The sequence below is a fragment of the Candidatus Pandoraea novymonadis genome, from assembly GCF_003004665.1.
GTDB lineage: Bacteria > Pseudomonadota > Gammaproteobacteria > Burkholderiales > Burkholderiaceae > Pandoraea > Pandoraea novymonadis.
On the sequence record NZ_MUHY01000001.1, the window covers coordinates 149,877 to 174,249 of the forward strand.

General features: G+C 43.6%; 21 protein-coding genes and 1 pseudogene. 20 read left to right on the plus strand and 2 right to left on the minus strand.

What is annotated here, in order from left to right:
• The first annotated feature begins 27 nt into the window (after positions 1 to 27).
• The 5 genes from BZL35_RS00665 (at position 28) to BZL35_RS00685 (ending at position 4,672) form a co-directional block, all read left to right on the plus strand.
• The gene (locus tag BZL35_RS00665; protein ID WP_106181860.1) at positions 28 to 354 is read left to right on the plus strand and encodes a YbaB/EbfC family nucleoid-associated protein; all 327 of its coding nucleotides are present in this window, start codon (positions 28 to 30) and stop codon (positions 352 to 354) included.
• Between the two features lie 73 nt (positions 355 to 427).
• Positions 428 to 1,021 carry a recombination mediator RecR gene (gene recR / locus BZL35_RS00670; RefSeq protein WP_106181862.1) on the plus strand — a complete coding sequence of 198 codons (594 nt, stop codon included), beginning with the start codon at positions 428 to 430 and terminating at the stop codon, positions 1,019 to 1,021.
• 729 nt (positions 1,022 to 1,750) lie between these two features.
• Positions 1,751 to 2,500, plus strand: coding sequence for a 5'/3'-nucleotidase SurE (gene surE, locus BZL35_RS00675; protein ID WP_106181864.1), 750 nt, complete (start codon positions 1,751 to 1,753; stop codon positions 2,498 to 2,500).
• A 243-nt stretch (positions 2,501 to 2,743) separates the two neighbouring features.
• A complete protein-coding gene (locus BZL35_RS00680; RefSeq protein WP_106181866.1) occupies positions 2,744 to 3,553 on the plus strand; it encodes a peptidoglycan DD-metalloendopeptidase family protein in 810 nt (269 codons plus the stop codon).
• A 318-nt stretch (positions 3,554 to 3,871) separates the two neighbouring features.
• The gene (locus BZL35_RS00685; protein WP_106181868.1) at positions 3,872 to 4,672 is read left to right on the plus strand and encodes a 3'-5' exonuclease; all 801 of its coding nucleotides are present in this window, start codon (positions 3,872 to 3,874) and stop codon (positions 4,670 to 4,672) included.
• Between the two features lie 390 nt (positions 4,673 to 5,062).
• Here BZL35_RS00685 and BZL35_RS00690 read toward each other — a convergent pair whose 3' ends face one another.
• The gene (locus tag BZL35_RS00690; protein ID WP_106181870.1) at positions 5,063 to 5,764 is read right to left on the minus strand and encodes a Bax inhibitor-1/YccA family protein; all 702 of its coding nucleotides are present in this window, start codon (positions 5,762 to 5,764) and stop codon (positions 5,063 to 5,065) included.
• A 216-nt stretch (positions 5,765 to 5,980) separates the two neighbouring features.
• On the opposite strand from BZL35_RS00690, the gene ndk reads away from it, so the two are divergent.
• From ndk to BZL35_RS00765, 15 genes and pseudogenes are all read left to right on the plus strand, one after another.
• Complete coding sequence (ndk, locus tag BZL35_RS00695) at positions 5,981 to 6,406, plus strand: nucleoside-diphosphate kinase (protein WP_106181872.1); 426 nt, start codon at positions 5,981 to 5,983, stop codon at positions 6,404 to 6,406.
• 46 nt (positions 6,407 to 6,452) lie between these two features.
• A complete protein-coding gene (gene rlmN, locus BZL35_RS00700; protein ID WP_106181875.1) occupies positions 6,453 to 7,568 on the plus strand; it encodes a dual-specificity RNA methyltransferase RlmN in 1,116 nt (371 codons plus the stop codon).
• A 266-nt stretch (positions 7,569 to 7,834) separates the two neighbouring features.
• Positions 7,835 to 8,746, plus strand: a complete 912-nt coding sequence (locus BZL35_RS00705) for a helix-turn-helix domain-containing protein (protein ID WP_219860852.1) — start codon at positions 7,835 to 7,837, stop codon at positions 8,744 to 8,746.
• 30 nt (positions 8,747 to 8,776) lie between these two features.
• Positions 8,777 to 10,057 carry a flavodoxin-dependent (E)-4-hydroxy-3-methylbut-2-enyl-diphosphate synthase gene (gene ispG / locus BZL35_RS00710; RefSeq protein WP_106182815.1) on the plus strand — a complete coding sequence of 427 codons (1,281 nt, stop codon included), beginning with the start codon at positions 8,777 to 8,779 and terminating at the stop codon, positions 10,055 to 10,057.
• Between the two features lie 11 nt (positions 10,058 to 10,068).
• Positions 10,069 to 11,481 (plus strand): histidine--tRNA ligase, encoded by a 1,413-nt coding sequence (gene hisS / locus BZL35_RS00715; RefSeq protein WP_106181879.1) that lies wholly within the window; start codon positions 10,069 to 10,071, stop codon positions 11,479 to 11,481.
• 29 nt (positions 11,482 to 11,510) lie between these two features.
• Positions 11,511 to 12,140: a tetratricopeptide repeat protein gene (locus tag BZL35_RS00720; protein WP_106181882.1), complete on the plus strand. Its 630-nt coding sequence runs from the start codon at positions 11,511 to 11,513 to the stop codon at positions 12,138 to 12,140.
• Positions 12,141 to 12,247: 107 nt separating this feature from the next.
• The gene (bamB, locus tag BZL35_RS00725; RefSeq protein ID WP_476727299.1) at positions 12,248 to 13,390 is read left to right on the plus strand and encodes an outer membrane protein assembly factor BamB; all 1,143 of its coding nucleotides are present in this window, start codon (positions 12,248 to 12,250) and stop codon (positions 13,388 to 13,390) included.
• 64 nt (positions 13,391 to 13,454) lie between these two features.
• Positions 13,455 to 14,792 carry a ribosome biogenesis GTPase Der gene (der, locus tag BZL35_RS00730; RefSeq protein WP_106181887.1) on the plus strand — a complete coding sequence of 446 codons (1,338 nt, stop codon included), beginning with the start codon at positions 13,455 to 13,457 and terminating at the stop codon, positions 14,790 to 14,792.
• 116 nt (positions 14,793 to 14,908) lie between these two features.
• A complete protein-coding gene (hfq, locus tag BZL35_RS00735) occupies positions 14,909 to 15,145 on the plus strand; it encodes an RNA chaperone Hfq (RefSeq protein ID WP_181276525.1) in 237 nt (78 codons plus the stop codon).
• Between the two features lie 73 nt (positions 15,146 to 15,218).
• Positions 15,219 to 16,286 (plus strand): annotated as a pseudogene (gene hflX, locus BZL35_RS00740) (GTPase HflX); the annotation flags it as partial.
• A gap of 250 nt (positions 16,287 to 16,536) precedes the next feature.
• Positions 16,537 to 17,808: an FtsH protease activity modulator HflK gene (gene hflK / locus BZL35_RS00745; protein WP_245916309.1), complete on the plus strand. Its 1,272-nt coding sequence runs from the start codon at positions 16,537 to 16,539 to the stop codon at positions 17,806 to 17,808.
• Positions 17,809 to 17,820: 12 nt separating this feature from the next.
• A complete protein-coding gene (gene hflC / locus BZL35_RS00750; protein ID WP_106181896.1) occupies positions 17,821 to 18,720 on the plus strand; it encodes a protease modulator HflC in 900 nt (299 codons plus the stop codon).
• Positions 18,721 to 18,966: 246 nt separating this feature from the next.
• Complete coding sequence (locus tag BZL35_RS00755; RefSeq protein WP_106181898.1) at positions 18,967 to 20,115, plus strand: ATP phosphoribosyltransferase regulatory subunit; 1,149 nt, start codon at positions 18,967 to 18,969, stop codon at positions 20,113 to 20,115.
• A gap of 63 nt (positions 20,116 to 20,178) precedes the next feature.
• Positions 20,179 to 21,525 (plus strand): adenylosuccinate synthase, encoded by a 1,347-nt coding sequence (locus tag BZL35_RS00760; protein ID WP_106181901.1) that lies wholly within the window; start codon positions 20,179 to 20,181, stop codon positions 21,523 to 21,525.
• A 36-nt stretch (positions 21,526 to 21,561) separates the two neighbouring features.
• Positions 21,562 to 22,098: a phosphoribosyltransferase gene (locus BZL35_RS00765; RefSeq protein WP_106181903.1), complete on the plus strand. Its 537-nt coding sequence runs from the start codon at positions 21,562 to 21,564 to the stop codon at positions 22,096 to 22,098.
• A gap of 102 nt (positions 22,099 to 22,200) precedes the next feature.
• Here BZL35_RS00765 and BZL35_RS00770 read toward each other — a convergent pair whose 3' ends face one another.
• Positions 22,201 to 24,294, minus strand: a complete 2,094-nt coding sequence (locus BZL35_RS00770; protein ID WP_106181906.1) for a M3 family metallopeptidase — start codon at positions 24,292 to 24,294, stop codon at positions 22,201 to 22,203.
• Between the last annotated feature and the right edge of the window lie 79 nt (positions 24,295 to 24,373).

The following is a 24,373-nucleotide window of genomic DNA, read 5'->3' on the forward strand; positions in this document are numbered from 1 at the left end:
TTTAATTTTACCCTCCCAGGAGTCATTATGATGAAAGGAAAGCTTGTTGGCCTGATGAAGCAGGCTCAACAAATGCAGGATAATATGAAAAAGATGCAGGAGCAGCTGGCTCATATTGAAGTTGAGGGAAATTCTGGTGCTGGTCTTGTTAAAGTTATGATGACATGTAAGTACGATGTACGACGAGTCATTATCGATCCAAGCTTGTTCGCAGAGGACAAGGATATGATTGAAGATCTTGTCGGCGCTGCTTTTAATGATGCAACACACAAAATCGAAGCCATAACACAAGAAAAAATGGGTAATATGACGTCTGGTTTACCATTACCACCAGGTTTTAAGTTTCCCATTTAATCGATGTTTTTCGTTTGTTTTTTTATGATTAGTCCAAGGACAGTATGGCACCCCGTTTGTGGAGAATCCTTACATGAGTTTCTCTGGCCTTCAAACGTTGGTTGAGGCACTCCGAGCGTTGCCTGGCATCGGACCTAAGTCTGCGCAGAGAATTGCATATCACTTGCTACAAAGTGATCGGATTGGTGCACTTCGCCTTGGTAAGGCACTCGTCTATGCTGCGGAGCAAATGAAGAATTGCACACGTTGTAATACATTTACAGAAGTTGGTATATGCGAGACATGCCTTGATCCAGATCGTGATGCTACCTTGTTGTGCATTGTCGAAACTCCTGTTGATCAAAATAGAGTCGAGCAAACACTTACATTCAAGGGTTTTTATTTCGTGTTGATGGGACACTTGTCACCACTTGATGGTGTGGGGCCCGATGAAATTTATTTCGAGCAATTGATTCGTCGCGCGACGGATGGTGTCGTAAAGGAAGTTGTGCTGGCGACGAGTTTTACGAACGAGGGTGAGGCTACAGCGTACTATCTTACTCAAGTGCTGAAATCTCGTGGTCTAGAGGTGTCGCGCCTTGCTCGAGGTGTACCAGTGGGAGCTGAGCTGGAATATGTTGATCCAGAGACAATTGCGCGTGCTGTGCTCGATCGTAGGGTACTCTGAGTCTGTCTCGAAGTGATGTTTGGTGAGTGGAGTTTTTGCGTTGAATGGGTTTTGATGCTGAAGATACTGCATGTGTTTTTAGTGATATTTATCGTCATTTTTTAGTGGATTTCCAATTTTTGCATAGTATCGCGCTGAAATACCGTAGCCTTTAGTTGTCCTATGCGTGGCTTAGCTCGCAATTACCACTTCGGTGGTATCGATATACTGTGCGCGATAAATTGCTTTTTTACAGACTTGAATTAAGTAATCTATAGCTATGGAAATGAAGGTGGTTACATTAATACTCATGATGGCTATTTATTCAGTGATAGCTATGTGATGACAAGAGGTACGCATGGCCATGATTTTAAAAACCATACAGTGTTTCTAAGTAACAGGCTGTATTATTGTTCTTGTTTTTGATGTAGTTTTCGGTGGATCCTGGTTCAAGAGACAATCTTGGATTGTGTTACTAAAGTTGTCGAATAATGGCAAGATTTTTCTTATTCACTTGTATTTGCCGATGGATGGTATAGCGAATAATTTATCTCAACTGATCATTTCTGTGAAAGGTACGTTCACTTTTTCGTGCCTTCGGAGAATAAATGCGCTGTGTGCTACCTAGCTTGATCAAGTTAAAATTAGAAAAATTTTGCCCGAAAAAAGAGAATGATAAAATTAGGCAATGGATAGTAAACTTGTTTGTGATATATAGTCGGGGTCGTACCCGTTTACAATTTTTATCTCATGCGAATCCTGATTAGCAACGATGATGGGTATCAGTCACCAGGTTTGGCAGTGCTTTATGAGGCCTTGGTTCCTCTTGGTGAGATTACCGTGGTGGCGCCAGAACGAAACTGTAGTGGTGCATCTAATTCTTTGACTCTGCAACGACCATTATCAGTTTTTCTGGGTGCCAATGGGTTCCGTTATGTTAATGGTACACCGACTGATTGTGTGCACATTGCTTTGACGGGTTTGTTGGACACACATCCTGATATTGTTGTATCTGGTATCAATGATGGTCAAAATATGGGGGAAGACACTCTTTATTCTGGGACTGTGGCAGCTGCGACTGAAGGTTTTTTGTTTGGCATCCCATCATTTGCTTTTTCACAAGTTAATAAGGGCTGGAGTCATCTTGATAGTGCAACGCAGGTAGTACGCGAGGTCGTTGAACGTTATATGGAGTGGCCTTTGAGTACACCTTTCTTGTTGAATGTCAATATTCCAAATTTACCATATTCTCAACTCAAGGGTATGCTTGCTACCCGTCTGGGGAAGAGACATCCATCTCACCCAGTAATCCGTCAAGAGAGTCCACATGGTGACACAATTTATTGGATTGGTCCTGCTGGAGAGGCACGCGATAGCAGCGAAGGCACAGATTTTCATGCCGTGGAACACGATCACGTTTCGTTGACTCCCTTGCAACTTGATTTAACACATACAGATCAGCTTCGAGTCGTGAATGATTGGCTTATGCGATGTGGGTGATTGGACAATGAGGAAACCAAACTAAAGTTTCATACTATATTTAAATATAGTGATAGGCAATTACGATTGTCGAGTGTCGCAGCATTTTTGATCACGCCAATGGGTGGCGCACAATAAATTTCGACGATGATTGAGCAGATGGAAGTCCATGAGCGGGGAGAAATGTATCTTGTGGATTTTGTCTATACCTTTAAAATTATCTCTCATTTGAGAGGAAACTGTAATATTTTCCGGAGGAGTGGAGTGAATTTTCGAGCGGGATTTTATAAGTGCATCGTAAGTGTATTGTTGTTGAGTATGGTGCCAGCATGCTCGACCCGACAAGTCAATGCACCTATCGTTGACAGAACGATCATAACGACTGTATCTCGCATCCCACCGGCGGTAGATTATCCGCCAGTGCCACCAGGTTATTATCGTGTTAAGTCAGGAGATGGTTTATACCGGATTGCGCTGGATAATGGACAGAATTACCATGATATTGCGCGTTGGAATAATATTACGAATCCTGATCAGATTGAAGTTGGCCAAGTGCTATGTATGAAGGCGCCTATTGGAGAAAGACTGACATTAATGCCACAATCAGGTATTCTTGCAGCGCCGGCCGATAGTTTATCCAACAATAGATCATCTTCTGTCAGCCGGATGCCAGCAGCGTCAGCTGCATCGGTTCCTACGAGTGAGGAGATTTTTCAGTTAGCATGGCCCGCGCGAGGCAACATTGTTGCCGCATTTAATGATAGAAATAATAAGGGTTTGAATATTGCAGGGAATGTAGGCGACCCTGTGTTAGCCGCAAACGCTGGGAAGGTGGTGTACTCGGGTGCCGGTTTGCGTGGGTATGGTAATTTAATAATTATCAAACACAATGCTGTTTTTCTGACTGCATATGCTCACAATAAAAGCTTGCTAGTTAAAGAAGGAGACAGCGTAATCTCTGGGCAAAAGATTGCTGAAATGGGAAACTCTGATGCGAGCCGCGTGATGCTGCATTTCGAGGTGCGGCGTGATGGAAAGCCTGTAGATCCGATAAAGTATTTGAAACCTCAATAAAAATTGAGATTAAATAATCAAGAGGCCTACTTGTAACGGAGTTACAAGATATAGATGACGTTTTCGCTGTATCTTATCCCTTTGGGTTGAAGAGTTACATGACCTGATGATTGACATTTTAATAATATATTAATTGCACAGCAGTTTCTTACTCATTTGAACTCTAGTGCTTCAATTTAAATATTGATTCCACTTGTATACTCTAGATTTTCTAATCTACGACCCTGATTTGAATGTAGAAAAATCTGCTAAATTGAATGTTAATTTTGGTATACAACTTCATATCTTTTTTTAAAATTGTACGTTTTTTACTGATTGATGACAGCTCCTACACTAGTTTTTGATATTGAAACTATTCCGGATGTAGATGGTTTACGCAGTCTTGAAGCTTCATATTCCCAACTTTCGGATGATGTTGTTGCTGAGGCAGCATTTGCTGCCCGTCGCGAGAAGGTTGGGCATGATTTTTTGCCGCTACATTTGCAACGTATTGTTGCTATTTCTTGTGTTTTTCGAGATCGTGATGAATTTCGTGTGAAATCTATTGGTACTCTTGAAGATGATGAGGTGACACTGGTAAGTGGATTCTATCGAACGATAGAAAAGTATACACCTCAACTCGTTTCTTGGAATGGTAGTGGGTTTGATTTACCGGTTCTGCACTATAGAGGGATGATCTACGGTGTACAAGCGTTTCGTTATTGGGAAATGGGCGATGCCGATCGTGAATTCAAATGGAATAACTACATCAGTCGTTATCATCGGCGTCATCTCGATTTAATGAATTTTCTGGCTATGCATCAGGCGCGTGCGAGTGTGTCATTGGACGATCTTGCGAAGCTCTGCGGGTTTCCTGGCAAGTTAGGTATGGACGGTGGCAAAGTGTGGGAAGCCTTTCAGCAAGGTAAACTTGCTGAAATTAGAAATTATTGTGAGACGGATGTTGTGAATACGTATCTCTTGTATTGTCGATTTCAGCTCATGCGAGGTGGGCTAAAGATGTCAGAGTATGAAAAAGAAATTCAACTCGTTAAACATACATTAAAGGTCCAAGTTGGACTACACTGGAAGGAATATTTGGCTGCTTGGCATGATGAGCCAAGCAATACTTCATTTTGAATGAGATTTTTTTGAGTGTATTGCTTACGGATACTGGCAATCCTCATTCAAATAGCCAACTTTTCTAATTTCCACTATCGATAGTCTTCGGTTCGATCGATTATATAGCTTTTGAAACTCATGATCCTCGCGTTTAATTTTGGATATATCTGCGAAAAGAGTAGGCATCACAGTGTCTTTCTATCTATCTAAGCGATGTTACTGTGAGGTGAGATGCTAAATCTGTTTAATTTGATTATTTCTAACTGTTAAATTTTATTGTAGGTACCAATTGTGTTAGGGGACTGAAAAATGGCAGGACATCTGTAGAGTGGGTGGACTCATGAAAATTCGCAAAGTTAATGGTATCTATCTTAAAGATTCGTCATTTCCGTGATAATAAGGCAAGGGTTAGCTGCGATTTCCACCGAAAATGCCAAGGATCGATAGCAGATTGGCGAAGACATTATACAGATCGAGGTAGATGGCTAATGTTGCTGTTATATAGTTGGTCTCGCCTTTATTAACAACACGCTGCACATCGAAAAGGATGTAGGCTGAGAAGATTGCAATTGCCAAGGTCGATACCGTCAGCGTTAGGGCAGGCAGTTGAAGCCAAATGTTGGCAACTGAGGAAATTAATATTAGCATAACACCTACGAACAACCACTTTGACATGTTACTGAAGTCGCGCTTGCTCACAGTTGCAATGCTCGCCATTACGCCAAAAATTGTCGCTGTGCCGCCAAATGCCGTCATAATGAGCGTAGCACCATTGACGTAACCTAAAATGTGGCCAAGCAATGGCGTTAACATAATGCCCATGAAGAAGGTGAAGCCAAGCAATAATACAACACCAACGCCACTATGCTTGAATTTTTCTATCGCAGACATAATACAGAAAGCAACCACTAGGAATCCGACTGCTCTGATTATTGGGGCGGCTGCGAAGTGCATCAAACCATATCTCACCCCTATCCATGCTCCAACGACTGTTGGTAGCATAGATAACGCAAGGAGCCAGTAAGTGTTGCGTAATACGCGATTATGTGTGCGAACGCTTGTATTTTTATTACTGAGACTTTGACTAAAATTCTGAAAATCCTGGTTCATATATTTTCCTCTGCAAGTGAACACTCGATGCTAATTTTGAGTGAGGGAAATTGAACAACTTTCCCTTTGTCACAAAAGACACGTTATGCCTTGTGCAAACAAGGAAGAATCTCGATCAAAAAAGCAAACAGTCGAACCAAGCAAATTATAACAGCCTTCGTGATAGAATGCCGAGCTGTTTATTGCCTCATATTTGATTAATTTTTGGAGTTTTTTATGGCGATTGAACGCACATTGTCGATTATTAAGCCCGATGCTGTTGCCAAGAACGTGATTGGACAGATTTACAGTCGTTTTGAAAACGCAGGATTAAAGATTGCAGCGGCAAAGTTCGTTCAGCTCTCGCGTGAGGAAGCCGAGCAATTCTACATTATTCACAGTTCACGCTTATTTTTTAATGATTTGGTCCAATTTATGATTTCGGGTCCGGTTATGGTCCAAGTACTCGAAGGCGAAAACGCGATTTCCAAGAATCGTGAGTTGATGGGTGCGACGAATCCGAAGGAAGCTGCTGTGGGCACGATTCGTGCCGATTTTGCAGATAGCATTGATGCCAACGCGGTGCATGGTTCTGATGCAGCAGAAACAGCTGCATTTGAAGTGTCGTTCTTCTTCCCGGGGCTGAATGTCTACTCCCGCTAAACGGAATCAGATATTTCACAATCTTTGATGGAATAAATAAGATGTTATGACCGAATCGCTAAAGAATCTATTTGATTACGATCCAGATAGGCTTATCGCGTATTTCGAGTCTCTTAACGAAAAGCCTTTTCGTGCGCGCCAGTTGCAGCGGTGGATTCACCAGATTGGAGTGGTTGATTTTGGAAGCATGACCGATTTAGCAAAACCGCTGCGGGAAAAACTCAGTACGCGTGCGGAGTTTCGTGTCCCTCGAGTAATCACTGATCACACATCTATCGATGGTACGCGAAAATGGTTGCTCGATGTGGGTCAGGGTAATGCGATCGAAACTGTCTATATCCCAGAGGAAACGCGTGGCACACTTTGTATTTCTTCTCAAGCTGGATGTGCAGTCAATTGTCGTTTTTGTTCGACAGGAAAACAGGGCTTTTCGCGTAATCTCACGATGGGTGAAATCATTGGACAACTGTGGATGGCGGAGTTCTCACTGCGCAAATCTCTCGGCAGTCATGCCAGACAGCCACGTGTGGTCACCAACGTGGTGATGATGGGTATGGGAGAGCCATTGCTTAATTTTGAGCCTGTTGTAGGTTCGATGCATTTAATGTTGGACGACAACGCCTATGGATTGTCACGTCGTCGTGTCACGCTGTCGACGTCTGGGGTTGTTCCGATGATGGACCGGCTTGGATCTGAATTGCCAGTGGCGCTCGCGGTTTCGTTACATGCGCCAAATGATTTGCTACGTGATTGCTTGGTGCCACTTAACAAGAAATATCCATTGCGAGAATTAATGGGTGCGTGTACCCGCTATGTAGAAGTTGCCCCTCGAGGTTTTATTACGTTTGAATACTGCATGCTCGACGGTATTAATGATTCGGAAGCGCATGCAAGACAGCTGGTGGCGTTGACGCGTGATGTCCCTAGCAAGTTTAATTTGATTCCTTTTAATCCATTTCCTGGCTCGGGTTTGTTGTGTTCTCAGGATTCTCAAATCCGAAGATTTTCTCAGATTTTACTGGAAGCAGGGCTCGTGACAACTATTCGAAAGACCAGAGGTGATGATATTGATGCGGCTTGTGGGCAACTGGCTGGAGAAGTGCAGGACCGCACACGTTTGGTACAACGTGGTAAATTTGGTCAAATTCCTCTTGACGTGTAGTTTTATGAGATTGTGTGGTCATATTTCGATGATGCAGAGGGGGTTGATTGATGCTGTTTTATGTGTTGATTTTTTCTTTACTGCAGTTATACGAATTTCGAATGAGGCACTGCTTATCAATTTCGAACTGCCATTTCGATAGTTCCATCAAGCACTGTAGAGTTCCGTTCAGGTGATTATTCGTGGAGAATTTTCGAACTTTCTTTGCTTCATCAGTATATCTTCTAAGCTTTCTATGACGGCTGCTTATGAATGGGGGCTTATCGATGGATAAGCGAGACCAGATTGAAGTTAATGAGAAATCTGAACCGGTAGGTGCAAATTTTGAGAGAAGTCTCGCTGATGTGGCCACTGAGGTGGGCGTCCAACTTATGGTACTGCGTCAAGTACGTGGTATTTGTATAGAAGAGGTCGCAGCGAGACTTAAAGTCTCACCATTAAAGCTTCGATGTTTGGAATCTGGGGAATGGGATACCTTGCCGGAGATCTCTTTTCTCCAAGGTGTTGTGCGGGGTTACGCTCGTATCGTTGGCGCTAATCCGATGGAGCTAATCGAGCCGTTGCGTCCATTTCGCCATTCGAATGCTTTCATGCCGCCCCCTGCATTGGACGATTCTAGCATTTACACAACAATTCCCTTCCGTTCTTCAGCTTTTTCTTCTGCAGTGAAATGGCTTTGGATGCTAGTAGTGATAGGGGGAATTGTGGCAGGTGTTATTGGATACTTCATCAGGCATGATAATCACAAATTGATTGAGTTAGACAGTCAGCGTGTGATGGCTAATTCTGATTTAATCACTTACCCAGATTTATTGCATGAGATGATAACTGCTGCGAGTGGTTTCGTGAGCTCGATGTCGGTGGCTTCTTTACCAGTTCGTATGGTCGAGCCAATAGAACTGCCATCAGATGTTACGCTGAATAATGGGGCTATGAATAGGGGAAATCTGATCTTGAGCCTCAAGGCTGATAGTTGGGTTGAAGTGCGTCAGAGTGATGGCAGTGTGCTACTTTCACAATTGCTCAGTGGAGGTGATGTCCAGGACATCACAGGAGATGTCCCTTTGAAGGTCGTAATCGGTAATGTCTATGGTGTTGAGCACGCTCAGTTCAATGGCCAACCTCTTGAATTGAAAGCTAACAATGTTGGCAATGTAGTACGCCTTACATTGCAGTAAGGCGTAGTCGTGAGAGAAATTATGACTTCTATGGAATGCATGCCAATTATTGCTGGGTCAGTCACGCGTCGTAAGACTCGGCAGGTTGCCATCAGTTGGGATGGTAATCTCGTGACGGTTGGGGGAGATGCGCCTATTCGTATTCAGTCAATGACAAATACTGAAACTACTGATGTGATTGCTACGGCTATTCAGGTTAAGCAGTTGGCACAGGCTGGATCAGAGTTGGTGCGCATTACCGTTAACACACCAGAAGCAGCAGCTGCAGTTCCTCTGATTCGAGAGCAACTCGATCGGATGGATATTAATGTGCCCTTGATTGGCGATTTTCATTACAACGGTCATATGCTGTTGACAAATTTTTCAGCTTGTGCAGAGGCTCTTTCAAAATATCGAATTAATCCTGGTAATGTTGGACAAGGTAAAAAGCGTGATACGCAGTATGCGCAGATGATTGAGGTGGCGTGTAAGTACGATAAGCCTGTGAGAATTGGCGTGAATTGGGGAAGTCTTGATCCCTTGTTACTTGCTCGCATTATGGATGAAAATGCTCAGCGTGTGAAACCTTGGAATGCACAAAGTCTGATGTATGAGGCACTGATTACATCAGCCACCGAATCCGCACTCCGTGCGCAGGATATTGGTTTGGCAGCTGATCATATTTTGTTATCTTGTAAGGTGAGTGGAGTGCAGGACCTGATCGCGTTGTACCGTGAATTATCAAGGCGCTGCGATTATGCATTGCATCTTGGTTTGACCGAGGCCGGTATGGGATCAAAGGGCATTGTGGCATCGACCGCGGCGTTGTCCGTTCTTCTTCAAGAAGGAATTGGGGATACCATTCGGGTTTCATTGACTCCTGAGCCAGATGGAGTCCGGACCGTGGAAGTTCTTGTCGCACAGGAGATTTTGCAGACCATGGCCCTTAGGGCATTTTCACCCATGGTTATCTCGTGTCCTGGCTGTGGACGCACGACAAGTAATCTTTTTCAAACGTTAGCATCAAAAATTCAGATTTATCTGCGCGAGCAAATGCCGGTTTGGAAGCTTAAATTTCGTGGTGTTGAGAACATGCATGTGGCGGTGATGGGTTGCATTGTTAACGGCCCTGGCGAGTCGAAGTATGCGAACATCGGTATTAGTTTGCCGGGATCTGGCGAATCACCAGCAGCTCCTGTTTTTGTTGATGGACAAAAAATATGTACCTTGCGTGGTGACGACATTGCTGAATCGTTTCAGGAAATCATTGAGGATTACGTGAAGACTCGATATGCACCAGAGATTCCACTGGAGCAATTAAAAAAAGGTTAAAAGATTTGACTATGTGTGAAGCAAAGCAAGATCGCATCAGCAGGTTGACTGGCATAAAAGGTATGAATGATATCCTGCCGCAGGATGAGTCGCTGTGGGATTTTTTTGAAGAAACCGTGCGTGCTATATTACGTGCTTACGGCTATCAGCATATCCGCACGCCGATTCTTGAGCAGACACAATTATTCTTGCATGGTCTTGGTCAAGTGACTGACATTGTTGAGAAGGAAATGTACAGTTTTACTGACATTCTTAATGGCCAAAAGCTCACTATGCGTCCAGAGAATACTGCCGCTGTGGTGCGTGCTGCGTTGGAGCACAATCTCCTGTATAGCGGTCCGCAGCGTTTGTGGTATTTTGGTCCAATGTTTCGTCATGAAAAGCCACAGCGTGGCCGCTATCGCCAGTTTCATCAACTTGGACTGGAAGCTCTTGGTTTTGCAGGTCCGGACGTAGATGTTGAGATTATTCTTATATGTCAGAGGTTATGGGACGATCTTGGATTAACTGGTATTCATCTTGAACTAAATTCATTAGGTCAAGCGGAAGAGCGCGCAGTGTATCGTCAAGATTTGATGGCTTATTTTGAGAATCACATTGAATATCTTGATGAAGACAGTAAACGCCGTTTGTATACAAATCCATTGCGCATACTAGATTCGAAGAATCCAGCAATTCAATTGCTCCTGGAAGGAGCACCACAGTTAATCAACTATCTTGGAGCTTCTTCGAAGCAGCATTTTGAAGAGGTGCAGTCCTTGCTTAAGGCAAATAATGTTCCTTTTAAGATTAATCCACACCTTATACGCGGACTGGATTATTATAATCTGACAGTTTTTGAGTGGATAACGGATAAGCTTGGTGCACAAGGTACAGTTGCGGGTGGTGGTCGTTATGATTCATTGATCGAACAACTTGGTGGCGATTCCACGCCAGCGTGTGGTTGGGCAATAGGGGTTGAACGTATTTTGGAGCTGCTTCGCGAAGCAGCTTTGGTGCCTCAGATGGAAAGCTGCGACGTATACGTTGTTCATCATGGAGAAATGGCTGTTGCACCTGCATTGATTGCGGCTGAGCGCATGCGTGATGCGGGACTTAATGTTCTTTTCCACTGTAGTCCCGCCGGTAAGAGCAGTAGTTTTAAATCGCAGATGAAGCGTGCGGATTCTAGTCGTGCTGCGTTTGCTGTTATTTTCGGTGAAAATGAGGTTATTGATGGAGCTGCGGTAGTTAAGCATCTTCGTGCTACCAACGAAAAAAATAATCAGACTCGTGTAGCATTCGATATGTTGACTGAGTACCTGATGGATGCAATTGTTTCCTCTGCAAAGAGGCCAGTGAATAGAACAGCATTCCCTCAAGAAGTGAGAGAGACTTCCAATGAAGTCCGGATAGCATCCATGGAGTCTACTCATAGTGAATGATTTCTAGGAATTCATCAGGAGCATAAGGAATGGACAATCATCAGGAAGATCAACAGATCCAGAAAATCAAGGCATGGTACGCGCGATGTGGTAAAAATATCATTTGGATCTTCATCCTAATTATTTTAGCTTTTGTCGGTTGGAATCTTAGTCGTTACCTTGAGCATAAGCAGGTAGTCAAAGCGCGTGTCTTATATGGAGCTTTGAACAAAGCTGTAGACCAAAATGATAAGAAACAGGTTGCGCGGATTGTGCTCGATATGGAAGATAAGTTTAGGAATATCGCTTATGCGAAGATGACGGCGCTACTCGCAGCGAAAATTCTTGATGGATCTGGCGACTCTGTGGCTTCGAAGAAGCACTTGCAATGGGTTATTGAAGGTTCAAAGGATAATGAATATCGGCAACTTGCGAAGCTCCGGTTGGCGGGTTTGTTGTTAGATCAAAAAGAGTATGAGGAAGGTTTGAAGGTGCTTAGTAGTGTCCCATCACCTTCGTTTATAGGTTTGTTTGAGGATCGTCGTGGTGATTTGCTTGCCGCACAGGATAAAATTGAAGCTGCCCGTATAGCGTATAAACTTTCGCTCGAGAAATTGGATACAAAAGAAGTGTCGCTTCGTGAATTTATTCAGTTCAAACTAGATGCTTTGGGTGGCTAAATGTGAACCACTTAGATACTAATTGTGTATAAGCGAGGATCATGATGATCTTTATCGATTTTGATCGATTGATGCTTCCCCCACTTAGCAATAGTCTACTAAAGCATATGTATTATTTCTTTCGATTATTCATTTCTAGCATCATTGCCATGACATTATTTGGAGGATGCGGCCTATTTGTTAGAAAACCGGTACATGAACAGATGTCATTGATACAGGAGACTCAGCAAGATTTGATGATGCGTCAAATCTGGAGTATTCCCATTGCTAAGGCAGGTCATTATGACTTCGCGCCGGTTGTGGTTGGCCATTCAATATTAACTTTGGATGGAAAGGATAGTGTGATTTGTATCGATGCCGATACCGGTGTAAAGACGTGGTCGGCAAAAATTGGATCTGATATTACTGCTAATCCGGGTAGTGATGGCGACACAACGGTGGTGGCGACAGCTGATGGAAATGTTATTGCTTTAGATAGTAGTGGTAAACAGATTTGGACTGCGCCTGCTGGTGGCGAAGTGCTCGCTCCACCGCTGGTTGGACGTGGACTCGTTGTTGTGCGTGCAATTAATGGCCGTGTACTGGCCTTCGATTCTGTTTCGGGTGCTGTGAAATGGATCTACACACAGCCTTCACTGCCATTGATGTTGCGCACATACTCCGGGATGATTTTTCTTGGTGACAGTGCTGTGGTGGCCAGCTTTCCAGGGGGGAAGCTCGCGGCACTCGATCTTCAAACAGGCCATCCGTTGTGGATTAAATCACTGTCCCATATAAAAAGTATAACTGAAATTGAGCTTATGAATGATGTAAGCGGTACTCCAGTACCATTTGGTCAGCAGATATGTGCGTCGACCTTCCAAGGGCGTCTGGTTTGCGTTGACGCAATGAACGGTGGCGGCATCTGGGAGCGGGAGTTTTTATCACTTAAACAGATGACACAAGATGATCAAATGGTCGTTGCTGTTAATCCCGATTCTTCGATATTTTCATTTTCTGCCAGCGATGGAAAAATATATTGGAAAAACGATCTATTGAAGTGCCGTGGTTTGAGTGCGCCGTTGGCATTTGGTCATTTATTCGTCGTAGGGGACTTACAAGGTTATGTGCATTTTCTTTCTCGAGATACAGGTGAACTTGTTTTTAGGATGAAGACGAGTAGCGCTGTTAGTACACAACCAGTATTAGCAGGACAGACTCTCGTTATTAAGACCTGTGACGGTAATTTGATTGGCTATTATCCCAAATAATCAAGCCCTATGTTTTTGTGCGCGGCCGGCATGAATGTCGGGCGCACTTGTCTAGACTTTGTTTATGAAACCTGTGATTGCACTTGTTGGACGCCCTAATGTTGGAAAATCAACACTCTTTAATCGTTTGACTCGGTCTCGTGATGCGCTCGTTGCTGACTTTCCGGGTTTCACGCGTGACCGGCACTATGGCGAAGGCCGGCTTGGCAAATATCCTTATCTTGTGATTGATACAGGTGGTTTTGAGCCAGTAACGAGGGATGGTATTTTTCACGAGATGGGTAAACAGACCTCCCAGGCTGTGGTTGAAGCCGATATGGTTATTTTTGTCGTTGATGGGCGGTTGGGGGTTGTGCCGCAGGACCTCATTATTGCTGATTACCTGCGCAAGACAGGGCGGCCGATCATGGTTGTTGTCAATAAGACAGAGGGCATGAAGTTTACCGCCGTTGTCAATGAATTTTATGAACTTGGTTTGGGTGAGCCATTTGCAATTTCTTCTGCGCATGGTGATGGCGTCGGAGAAGTAATCGATATTGCGCTCGAGTCGTTCTGCATGCATGTTGAGGAAACTAATGTATCGCAACAAAACAATGGTCGTATTCGGATTGCTATTGTCGGTCGTCCGAATGTTGGAAAATCAACGTTAGTCAACGCTCTTCTAGGAGAAGAGCGTGTGGTTACTTTTGATATGCCAGGCACAACACGAGACTCTATTTATATTGATTTTGAGCGACATCAAAAACTCTACACCTTGATCGATACTGCTGGTTTGAGGCGTCGAGGTAAAGTTTTCGAAGCGATCGAAAAGTTTTCTGTGGTTAAAACACTACAGTCGATTGCAGATGCTAATGTTGTTATTTTGTTGCTTGATGCTCGTCAAGATATCTCGAGTCAGGATGCTAATATTGCTGCCTTTATTGTTGAGTCGGGGCGAGCATTAGTAGTGGGTGTCAATAAATGGGACGATATTGATGAGTATCTTCGTAATTGTATAAAAGAAGAATTGAAGAGAAAACTTAAGTTCCTTGAATTTGCTAATGTTCACTTTATTTCGGCGTTGAAGATAATTGGTGTTGGACAATTGATGTATTCGGTCGATAGTGCTTATACCGCGGCAATGGCAAAATTGCCAACGCCAAAGTTGACGCGAACTTTGCAGGAAGCAGTCGCATTCCAACAGCCACGCCGTTATGGATTCTCGCGGCCAAAATTACGATATGCTCACCAGGGTGGATCAAATCCACCAATTATTGTGATTCACGGCAATGGTCTCGATGGTGTCACTGAGGCATATAAACGTTATCTTGAACGCAGATTTCGTGAAGCTTTTGGAGTTAAGGGAACTCCATTACGTATTGAATTTCGAAATGGAAAAAATCCTTATGCAAAAACAGAATGAATCATCGATGCTGTACGTGATTTTGCTAAAATCAGCTATAGTATTGAGGTTGAAATATAGTGTGACTACACCTTCCAGCTTACGGGCAATAGATAAAAAAATAAATGGAGTATCCTATGGGCAGCAAAGGGCAACTGTTACAAGATCCGTTTTTGAATGTTTTGCGCAAAGAAAATGTTCCCGTTTCGATCTATCTCGTCAATGGTATTAAGTTGCAGGGAAATATTGAGTCGTTTGATCAGTATGTTGTTTTATTGCGTAATACAGTGACGCAGATGGTATATAAGCACGCGATCTCTACTGTGGTCCCGACGCGTGCAGTAAATTTCAATATGGAAGCCGAGTCAACTTGATCTTAATTCTTCTGGTAAAATAAAAAAATTATTTCACATATTTTTAAATCTATTCTATTTTTACGCATATTATTTGATAAATGCCGCTCTTGTTGGTATTGATTTCGGAAAAATCGATTTCGAAGCTGCTCTCCATGAACTTGATCTTCTGACGAAAAGTGCAGGGGCACGGTCTGTAATTACGATCACTGGTCGTCGTTGTAGTCCTGATGCAAAATTATTCATCGGTAAAGGTAAGGCCGAGGAGCTGAAAGAAGCTATTCGTCACTACGCAGCTGAATTAGTGATTTTGAATCACAGTTTAAGTCCTGGGCAGCAGCGTAATCTCGAGAATTTTCTTGGAACACGCGTTGTTGATCGTACTGCTTTGATTCTTGATATTTTTGCACAACGGGCGAAGAGCTATGAAGGCAAATTACAGGTTGAACTTGCGCAATTGAATTACTTAAGTACACGCCTCGTACGTGCTTGGACTCATTTGGAGCGTCAAAAAGGTGGAATTGGTTTGCGGGGACCCGGTGAAACTCAGCTTGAAACAGATCGTCGTTTGATTGGTGGTCGTGTAAAACTACTAAAAATGAGGTTGGCTAAGTTGCGGCGTCAGCATGATACGCAGCGCCGTTTACGTAAACGTAATGGTACGATTTCGATCTCAGTGGTTGGATATACCAATGCGGGTAAATCCACATTATTCAATGCTTTGACGAAAGCAAAGGTTTACGCCGCTGATCAGTTGTTTGCAACACTTGATACGACATCACGACGTGTTTACTTGGATACTATTGGAAACGTAGTATTGTCCGATACTGTTGGATTTATTCGTGAGTTGCCTTATCAATTAGTGGCGGCATTCCGTGCGACTTTGGAAGAAACGGTGCACGCCGATATCTTGTTACATGTCGTCGACGCCTCGAATTCTGTACGTAGAGACCAGATGGACGAAGTGAATGAAGTTTTGTCTGACATTAACTGCGCTGATATTCCACAGATTCTGGTTTGGAATAAAATTGATCTTGTGCCGAGATTAATATCGCATCGACCTTACATTCAGCGCGATGAGACTGGTCGAATTTCGCGTGTGTTCTTGAGTGCTCACACAGGAGAAGGACTTGATTTACTTCGACAGGCGATTTCAGAGTTAGTAAGGTTAAATATTGAGTTACAATGAGGCGGAGACGCCACCTTTAGTTGATGAATTTTAAAAAAAGAGCTAAGGACGTTTAAAAAACGTTACATAATGATTTACCTATTGCCCTATTTTTTAACAGGCTATGGCATTAGTATGCCGAATAGTGGATGAGGATAGTTGTGGAAGGTGTCACCAGGCCACTTTAAGTTTCATTATCGATAACTTTTTTACCATGCTTCTTTTTATGCTTTCAAGAGCCTTAATGCGAAGAGTTGGCTTAATTTTTTCCCTGAATGACCCGCGGTGGGGACGAAGTCAGGGCAATGAACCCCTAACGGGAGTTGATGAGCTGAACCAAAACACTCCTGATCTGAAAGATCAAGGATCTCATCGAAAAGATAGTCCGCCTGATCTTGATGAACTTTGGCGAGATTTTAATCATCGATTGACTAATCTATTTCGCCGAAAAAATGGCAATCAGGGTAAGTCTTCTGGTACCAAGAGTACCTCAGGCTTAGGTCTTATCGTTGCCATTGTGATCGCTGCCTTGATTTTCCTGGCTTCAGGGATTTTTATTGTTCAGGAAGGACAGGTGGGAGTTGTGACTGAGTTTGGACGGTACAAATATACCACTACATCGGGCATTCAGTGGCGTTTTCCGTATCCATTTCAGTCTCATGAGATCGTCAATATGTCTCAAATCCGTTCAGTCGAGGTTGGTCGTCCGAATACGATTCGTGATACAGACCTCAAGGATTCGTCTATGCTGACAAGCGATGAGAACATTATTGACGTGCGTTTTGCAGTTCAGTATCGCATTAAAGATGCGAGTGAATTATTATTTAATAATCTTGATGCGGAATCTTCAGTTGGTTTGGCAGCTGCCACTGCAGTCCGGGAGATTGTTGGCAAGAGCAAAATGGATTTTGTTCTTTACGCGGGTCGCGAAGAGATCGCGAATGAATTAGTTTCGTCGATTCAGCGCATTCTGGATGGTTATAAGAGTGGTATCATCGTAACTACGGTGACAATACAAAGTGTCCAACCCCCAGAACAGGTTCAGGCAGCATTTGATGATGCAATTAAGGCAGGGCAAGATCTAGAGCGTTTGAAGAACGAAGCTCAGTCCTATGCTAACGATGTGGTGCCCCGTGCACAGGGGACAGCTTCGCGTTTAACAGAGGATGCTGCCGCTTATAAGGCACGTACCGTTTCGGCTGCACAAGGTGATGCTGATCGTTTCAAGGCCGTTCAGGAGGCCTATGCTAAGGCACCGGCGGTTACGCGTGAGCGAATGTATCTTGAAGCTATGCAGCAAATTTATTCCCGCACAACCAAGATTTTGATTGATACGAAGAGCAATAACAACATGTTGTATTTGCCGCTAGATAAAATCATGGAGCATAATCGTGCTGAGAGTATTACTGAAGTGACTCCTGCTGCTGCAGGAAAAATGAGCGATGACCTTGCTACAGCTGATGATTATGATCGATCTCCCGAGAGACTTCGCAACCGCGAGCGAGACTCACGCTAAGAGGATAGGCTCATGAACCGTATTGGAACCATTATTTTTACGCTCATCATTTTGATGTTTGTTTTTGTCTCTATGGTGTTTGTGGTCGATCAACGACGTTTTGCGATTGTGTTTTCGTTGGGTGAAATTAAAAAGGTGATTGACAAGCCAGGTTTACATTTTAAATTACCTCCACCACTTGAGAATGTGCTTTATTTCGAAAAGCGGATCATGACGATTGATAATCCTGAGCCCGAGCGTTTCATCACTGCTGAGAAAAAGAACTTAATTGTCGATTCGTATGTGAAGTGGCGTATTGTTGACCCGCGTAAGTTTTATATCAGTTTTAAAGGTGACAACAATCTAGCTCGTGATCGTTTGACGCAGCAGATTCGTTCAGCGTTGCAAGAGGCTTTTACAAAAAGGACTGTAAGCGAAGTGGTATCTTCACAACGTGAACAGGTAATGCAGTGGGTGCGCCACAAGGTTGGGGATGATGCTGCGGAAGTTGGGATTCAGATCGTTGATGTGCGAATGCGACGTGTTGATCTGTCTTCTGGTATTAGCGAGTCAGTGTATCGTCGTATGGAGGCGGAGCGTAAGCGTGTGGCAAATGAGCTACGTTCTACCGGTGCTGCTGAGGCTGAGCGAATTCGTGCAGATGCAGACCGCCAGCGAGATATTGTGGTGGCAGAAGCCTATGCCAAAGCTGAGAGAATTAAAGGTGAGGGAGATGCTCAAGCATCGTTGATTTACGGTAAGGCTTTTGGTCGTGATGCACAATTTGCGAAGTTTTATCAGAGCTTAGAAGCTTATCGGAATACTTTTCGAGACAAGAAAGATGTGATTATTACGGATCCATACTCTGATTTCTTTCGCTTTATGAGAAATTCCAAAGCAACTGGTACATCTAAAGAACAAGCGGGTAAATGAGATCGCACTGAAAATTCTGTTGAATAATCTGTATTTTTTCCATTTACTTACTTGTTTTCTCTCTAGTATTGACTTTCATGCCCTGATTTTTATCAGGGTGTCTTCTTTTTTGTAAGAAGTGTTATATGCAAGATGTGTTATATACTTCCAAAGTCTTCGTAAGTGCCTGTTTTTCTGCTTTTTGTTTATGAGTGTTTTAGCTGATTTTTGAATAGCGTTTTCTCATCTCTTTATCAAGATATTTCCATGTCGAAGTGGCTACTTCCAGAAAACATTGCTGATGTGTTGCCCTTAGAAGCACGTAAGATTGAAGATCTGCGACGTCTGATGCTTGATCGATTTCGCACTTATGGCTACGAGCTTGTTATGCCACCCTTGGTAGAGTACGTTGAGTCTTTGCTGACCGGGATTGGTCATGACTTAGATTTGCAGACCTTTAAACTTGTTGATCAATTATCGGGCCGCACGATGGGTTTGCGTGCTGATATCACGCCACAAATTGCCCGTATCGATGCCCATTTACTCGATCGTAAAGCGGTTACTCGTTTGTGTTACGCTGGCAGTGTTTTATTTACAAGGCCTCGTAACTTATTGGGGGCACGTGAGTCAATTCAAATTGGAGCGGAAATTTTTGGACATGGAAGCCTGGAAGCCGATTTGGAGATTCAAGAGTTATTGTTACATTGTTTAAGGTTAGCTGGCCTTGACCATATTCGTATTGATCTTTGTCATGCAGGTATACTCGACGCTTTGCTTGATAGTGTTCCGGAGGCTAAGGCACTCGAATCAATGTTATTTAGTGCATTGGCAAAGAAAGATGTATCTGAACTTAGGGAGCTAACAGCTGCCTTGCCACCCGTAACACGTGAAGCATTACGCGCTTTGCCCAAGCTATACGGTGCTCCAAGTATTATTGATGAAGCTCGTCATCGTCTGCCTGATTTACTTCGTGTACGAGAGGCGCTCGAGGATCTCGCTTATTTGGCGGCACAGAGTAAAGAGACTGTTGTCACAATCGATTTGGCGGATCTACGAGGCTATAAATACCACAATGGCGTGATGTTCTCTGCTTATGTTGATGGAATTCCAAATGCTATTGCTCGTGGAGGACGTTATGATAGGGCAGGATTATCGTGTGGTCAGGAACGTCCTGCGACAGGGTTTTCGCTAGATTTGCCTGAATTGGCAAGAATTGCCAGAATAGAAGCACGAAGGCAGGCTATTTTGGCGCCTGCCGGTGACCCACCTGGCTTATCAGTCAAGGTCAAGATGCTCCGTGATATGGGTGAAGTTGTCATCTGTATGATGACAGGCCACCATTATGATTTGGAAGAATTTGCTTGTGATCGTGTGTTGGTCGAGAAAAATGGAGAGTGGGTTGTGGTAGCTCGCTGAAAAAGCAGCGCTCCTTTGTGCTAACACGGGTAAAATACATTTTTAACCAACCTAACTATTTTTATGTCAGGTAAGGCTTTGAATCAGGGACGCAACGTAGTTGTCATCGGTACTCAATGGGGTGACGAAGGTAAAGGTAAGATTGTAGATTGGTTGACTGATCATACGAAAGGCGTGGTGCGTTTCCAAGGTGGGCATAATGCTGGACATACCCTTATTATTAAGGGGAAGAAGACGATTCTCCGTTTGATTCCATCTGGCATTATGCACCCGATGGTTACCTGTTACATTGGCAATGGTGTTGTATTATCACCTGAGGCATTGTTTAAAGAAGTCGAAGAACTTGAAAGTACAGGCTTAGATGTTTGTAGCCGTCTCCGAATTTCTGAGGCTTGTACACTTATTTTGCCGTATCACATTGCGATTGATCAGGCTCGTGAAGCTCGTCGAAAGGGAACTAAGATCGGCACGACTGGTCGTGGTATTGGCCCAGCGTATGAGGATAAGGTCGCACGCCGTGCGCTGCGTATCCAAGATTTATTCAATCCGAAAACTTTTGCCGATCATCTACAAGATAATCTCGATTATCATAATTTTGTACTGACCCAGTACTTGGGTGCGAAGGCTATCGATTTTCAAGAAACTCTTGACATAATGCTTGGTTATGCGCCTCGGTTGAGGAAAATGGTTGCTGATGTATCGCAAGAATTATATTCACTCAATGGAAAAGGCCACAACCTATTGTTTGAGGGCGCCCAAGGCACTCTGCTCGACATTGATCATGGGACCTACCCATTTGTTACAAGCAGTAACTGCGTTGCTGGTGCAGCATCTGCTGGTGCAGGGGTATCTCCGCAACATTTACATTATGTTTTGGGCATTACAAAAGCGTATTGTACTCGTGTTGGTGTAGGTCCATTTCCGAGCGAGTTGTACGATGCTGATAATTCTGCTTGTCAGGAAGAAATTGGTTTGCGATTGGCTACCATTGGTAAAGAATTTGGTTCAGTGACGGGTCGTCCTCGTCGAACGGGTTGGTTAGATGTTGCCGCACTTAAGCGTTCGATTCAGATCAATGGTGTGTCTGGACTATGCATCACTAAACTTGATGTGCTCGATGGTCTGGAGACAGTCCGTTTGTGCGTAGGTTACACTGTTGATGGGAAAGTCATCGATATCTTGCCACGTGGTGCTGTGGATGTTGCACGTTGCATACCGATCTACGAAGATTTCCCGGGCTGGACCAAAAGTACTGTTGGTGTGACGGAATTCTGTGAATTACCGATTCAGGCTCAAAATTATCTCAAACGTATTGAGGAAGCAAGTACTGTTTCGATTGATATGATTTCGACTGGACCAGATCGTGATGAAACGATTTTACTTCGCCACCCCTTTAAGGATTACGTATGACATATCGGAGAGTTAATACCTAGTTGAGAAAGGGGTATGAATTTGTCGAAAAAAGACGATGATAATCTTTGGATCTCATGGGATGAATATCATCGTATGATTGAGTATTTGGCGTTCATAATCTACGAATCTCAGTGGAAATTCGATCAAATTCTGTGTCTTGCCCGTGGAGGTTTACGCGTTGGAGACCATTTGTCGCGTATCTATGGTCTTCCGCTTGCCATTTTGGCAACAAGTTCCTATCATGACTCTACTGGGATGGTGCGTTCTGATCTGGATATAGCTCAGCACATCACCATTACACGTGGTGCATTGAAAGGAAGAGTGTTATTAGTTGATGATTTAGTGGATTCTGGCGTCACGATTCAGCGTGTCCTTTTTCATTTAAAGGATCGCTTTCCAGAGGTGACTGAGATAAGGTCTGCAGTCTTATGGTGCAAATCACGTTCGATATTAGTACCCGATTATTATGTCAAGTTCTTGTTGATGAATCCTTGGATTCATCAACCGTTTGAATATTACGATGCATTATCGCCTGAAAATCTTTCGATTTTAATTCGACGATCAAAGTAAAACACGTGGGATGAGAAAAAAGGGAGGGGGTTCATGAAAAAATGAACCCCCTCCCTTTTTCAGAAGATTTTGTAGACTTCGGACAGCCCTGAGCTTTTATCTTCAATTCTTTGAAATCATTCCACTATGACGAAGCAATGCATCGACATTTGGTGGGCGACCGCGGAAAGCAATGAACGATGTCATTGCTTCACGACTTCCGCCAACAGCTAAGATTTCATCGTGATAACGTTTTCCCGTAACAGTATCGAGGATTGTTCCGCTTGACCTGGCTGCTTCTTCGAATGCTGAATATACATCTGCCGACAGCACTTCGGCCCATTTGTAACTATAGTAGCCAGCGGCATAACCTCCAGAGAAAATATGACTGAAAGTGAGTGGCCATCTGGAGAACTCCACTTGTGGGATGACGTTGAATTTTGCATTGATGTTGCGTGACAGATCGAGCACTGATGGCATTGGAGAGTGTGGATCGAAGTCGTAATGTAAATGCATATCGAAGTCCGAAAGCATTAACTGACGTAGCATTATCAGACCACTTTGGAAATTACGGGCGGCAATCATTTTGTCGAAGAGTGTGCGTGGCAGCGATTTTCCGGTATCAACATGGGATGTCATATGTTCTATCACATCCCATTCCCAGCAGAAATTTTCCATGAATTGCGATGGTAGTTCAACAGCATCCCACTCGACACCGTTGATGCCTGCAACGGCGCTGTCTTCTATTTTTGTTAACACGTGGTGTAAGGTATGACCGAATTCATGGAATAGCGTAATGACGTCCTCGTGCAGTAATAAGGCTGTTTTGTTGCGTACAGGAGCTGCGAAGTTACATACCAAATATGCGATAGGTGTTTGTAATTTGCCATCATGTAGACGTTTTCTCGTACGAGCGCTGTCCATCCAAGCCCCCCCTCTTTTCCCTTCACGTGAAAAGAGATCCATATAGAATTGTGCTATGAGCTCGCCGTTGCGCTCGATCCTGAAGAAGCGAACGTCTGGATGCCACACTTCAGCAACCTGAGACTTGATGGTTATATCGAAGAGCTTGCTAGCAACGCGAAATAGGCCATCAAGGACTTTGGGTAGAGGGAAGTACTGACGCACTTCATTTTCTGAGAACATATATCGTTGCTGACGTAGTTTCTCTGAGGCGTAGGCTATGTCCCAGGGTTGTATGTCATGGATGCCAAGAGATTGTGTGGCGAATTCACAAAGTTCATCCCAATCTTTTTCGGCATAGTGACGAGCTTTTTTTGCGAGGTCTTCCAGAAATTTAAGAACTTGTACTGGAGAGGCGGCCATTTTCGACTCCAGTGACAATTCAGCATAATTTTTGAAACCTAACATACATGCTTCTTCAGCTCTTAAGACGAGTTGTTCGATGACGTTTTCTGTATTGTCCCAAGTTGGATCGCCTTGACCGTACTCTGGCCCTAGTTCGGACGCACGGGTTACATTTGCCTTAAACATTGTTTCTCGAAGATTTCGGTTGTCGGCGTATTGCAAAATCGGGAAATAAGATGGGAAGTGTAGAGTGAATTTCCAGCCCTCCTTATTCTGGCTATCTCGTTCGGCGGTAGCACGGGCTGCTTCCAGATCCTCTTCCGGTAACCCGGATAGATCTCGGATGTCAGTGACGATATAAGAAAACTTATTTGTGGCATCAAGTACATGATCAGAAAATGCTTTGGCTAGTTTGGCCTGTGATTCTTTAATTTCCGCAAAGCGTGTTTTCTGATTCTCTGATAATTCCGCACCACCTAAGCGGAAGCCGCGTATCTCATTATTGATAATTTTTTTTCGAGAGTTGGATAAACCAGAAAATTCAGAGCTTAACGCGATCGCTTTATATTTTTCAAATAAAGCGAGATTTTGAGTGATGCTGGTTGAAAATTCTGTTATGCGCGGAAGATTCTCGTTATAGGCCGCACGTAATTCAGGGGTATCTGCGACAGCTGTTAGGTGCCCAATAATTTCCCAGGCGCGGTTCAAACCTTCGGTACCCGCTTCAAGTGCATCTAAGATATTTGTCCAGTTAGCTATAGTTGTTGGATCGGCGATATGTGCAACAGTGGTTTTTGCAGTTTTTAGAAGTATATCGATTGCTGGGGTAATATGTTCGGAACGAATCTCCGAAAAACGCGGCAAGTTCCCAATATCGAGTAGAGGATTGGTAGGGTGTATAGTGTTCATGCAATGAATATTCCTTAGGATAAACTTAGAAATAGTGTGCGTGACAGCACATTAGTTTTTAGTTTTTTGGAATCGAGTA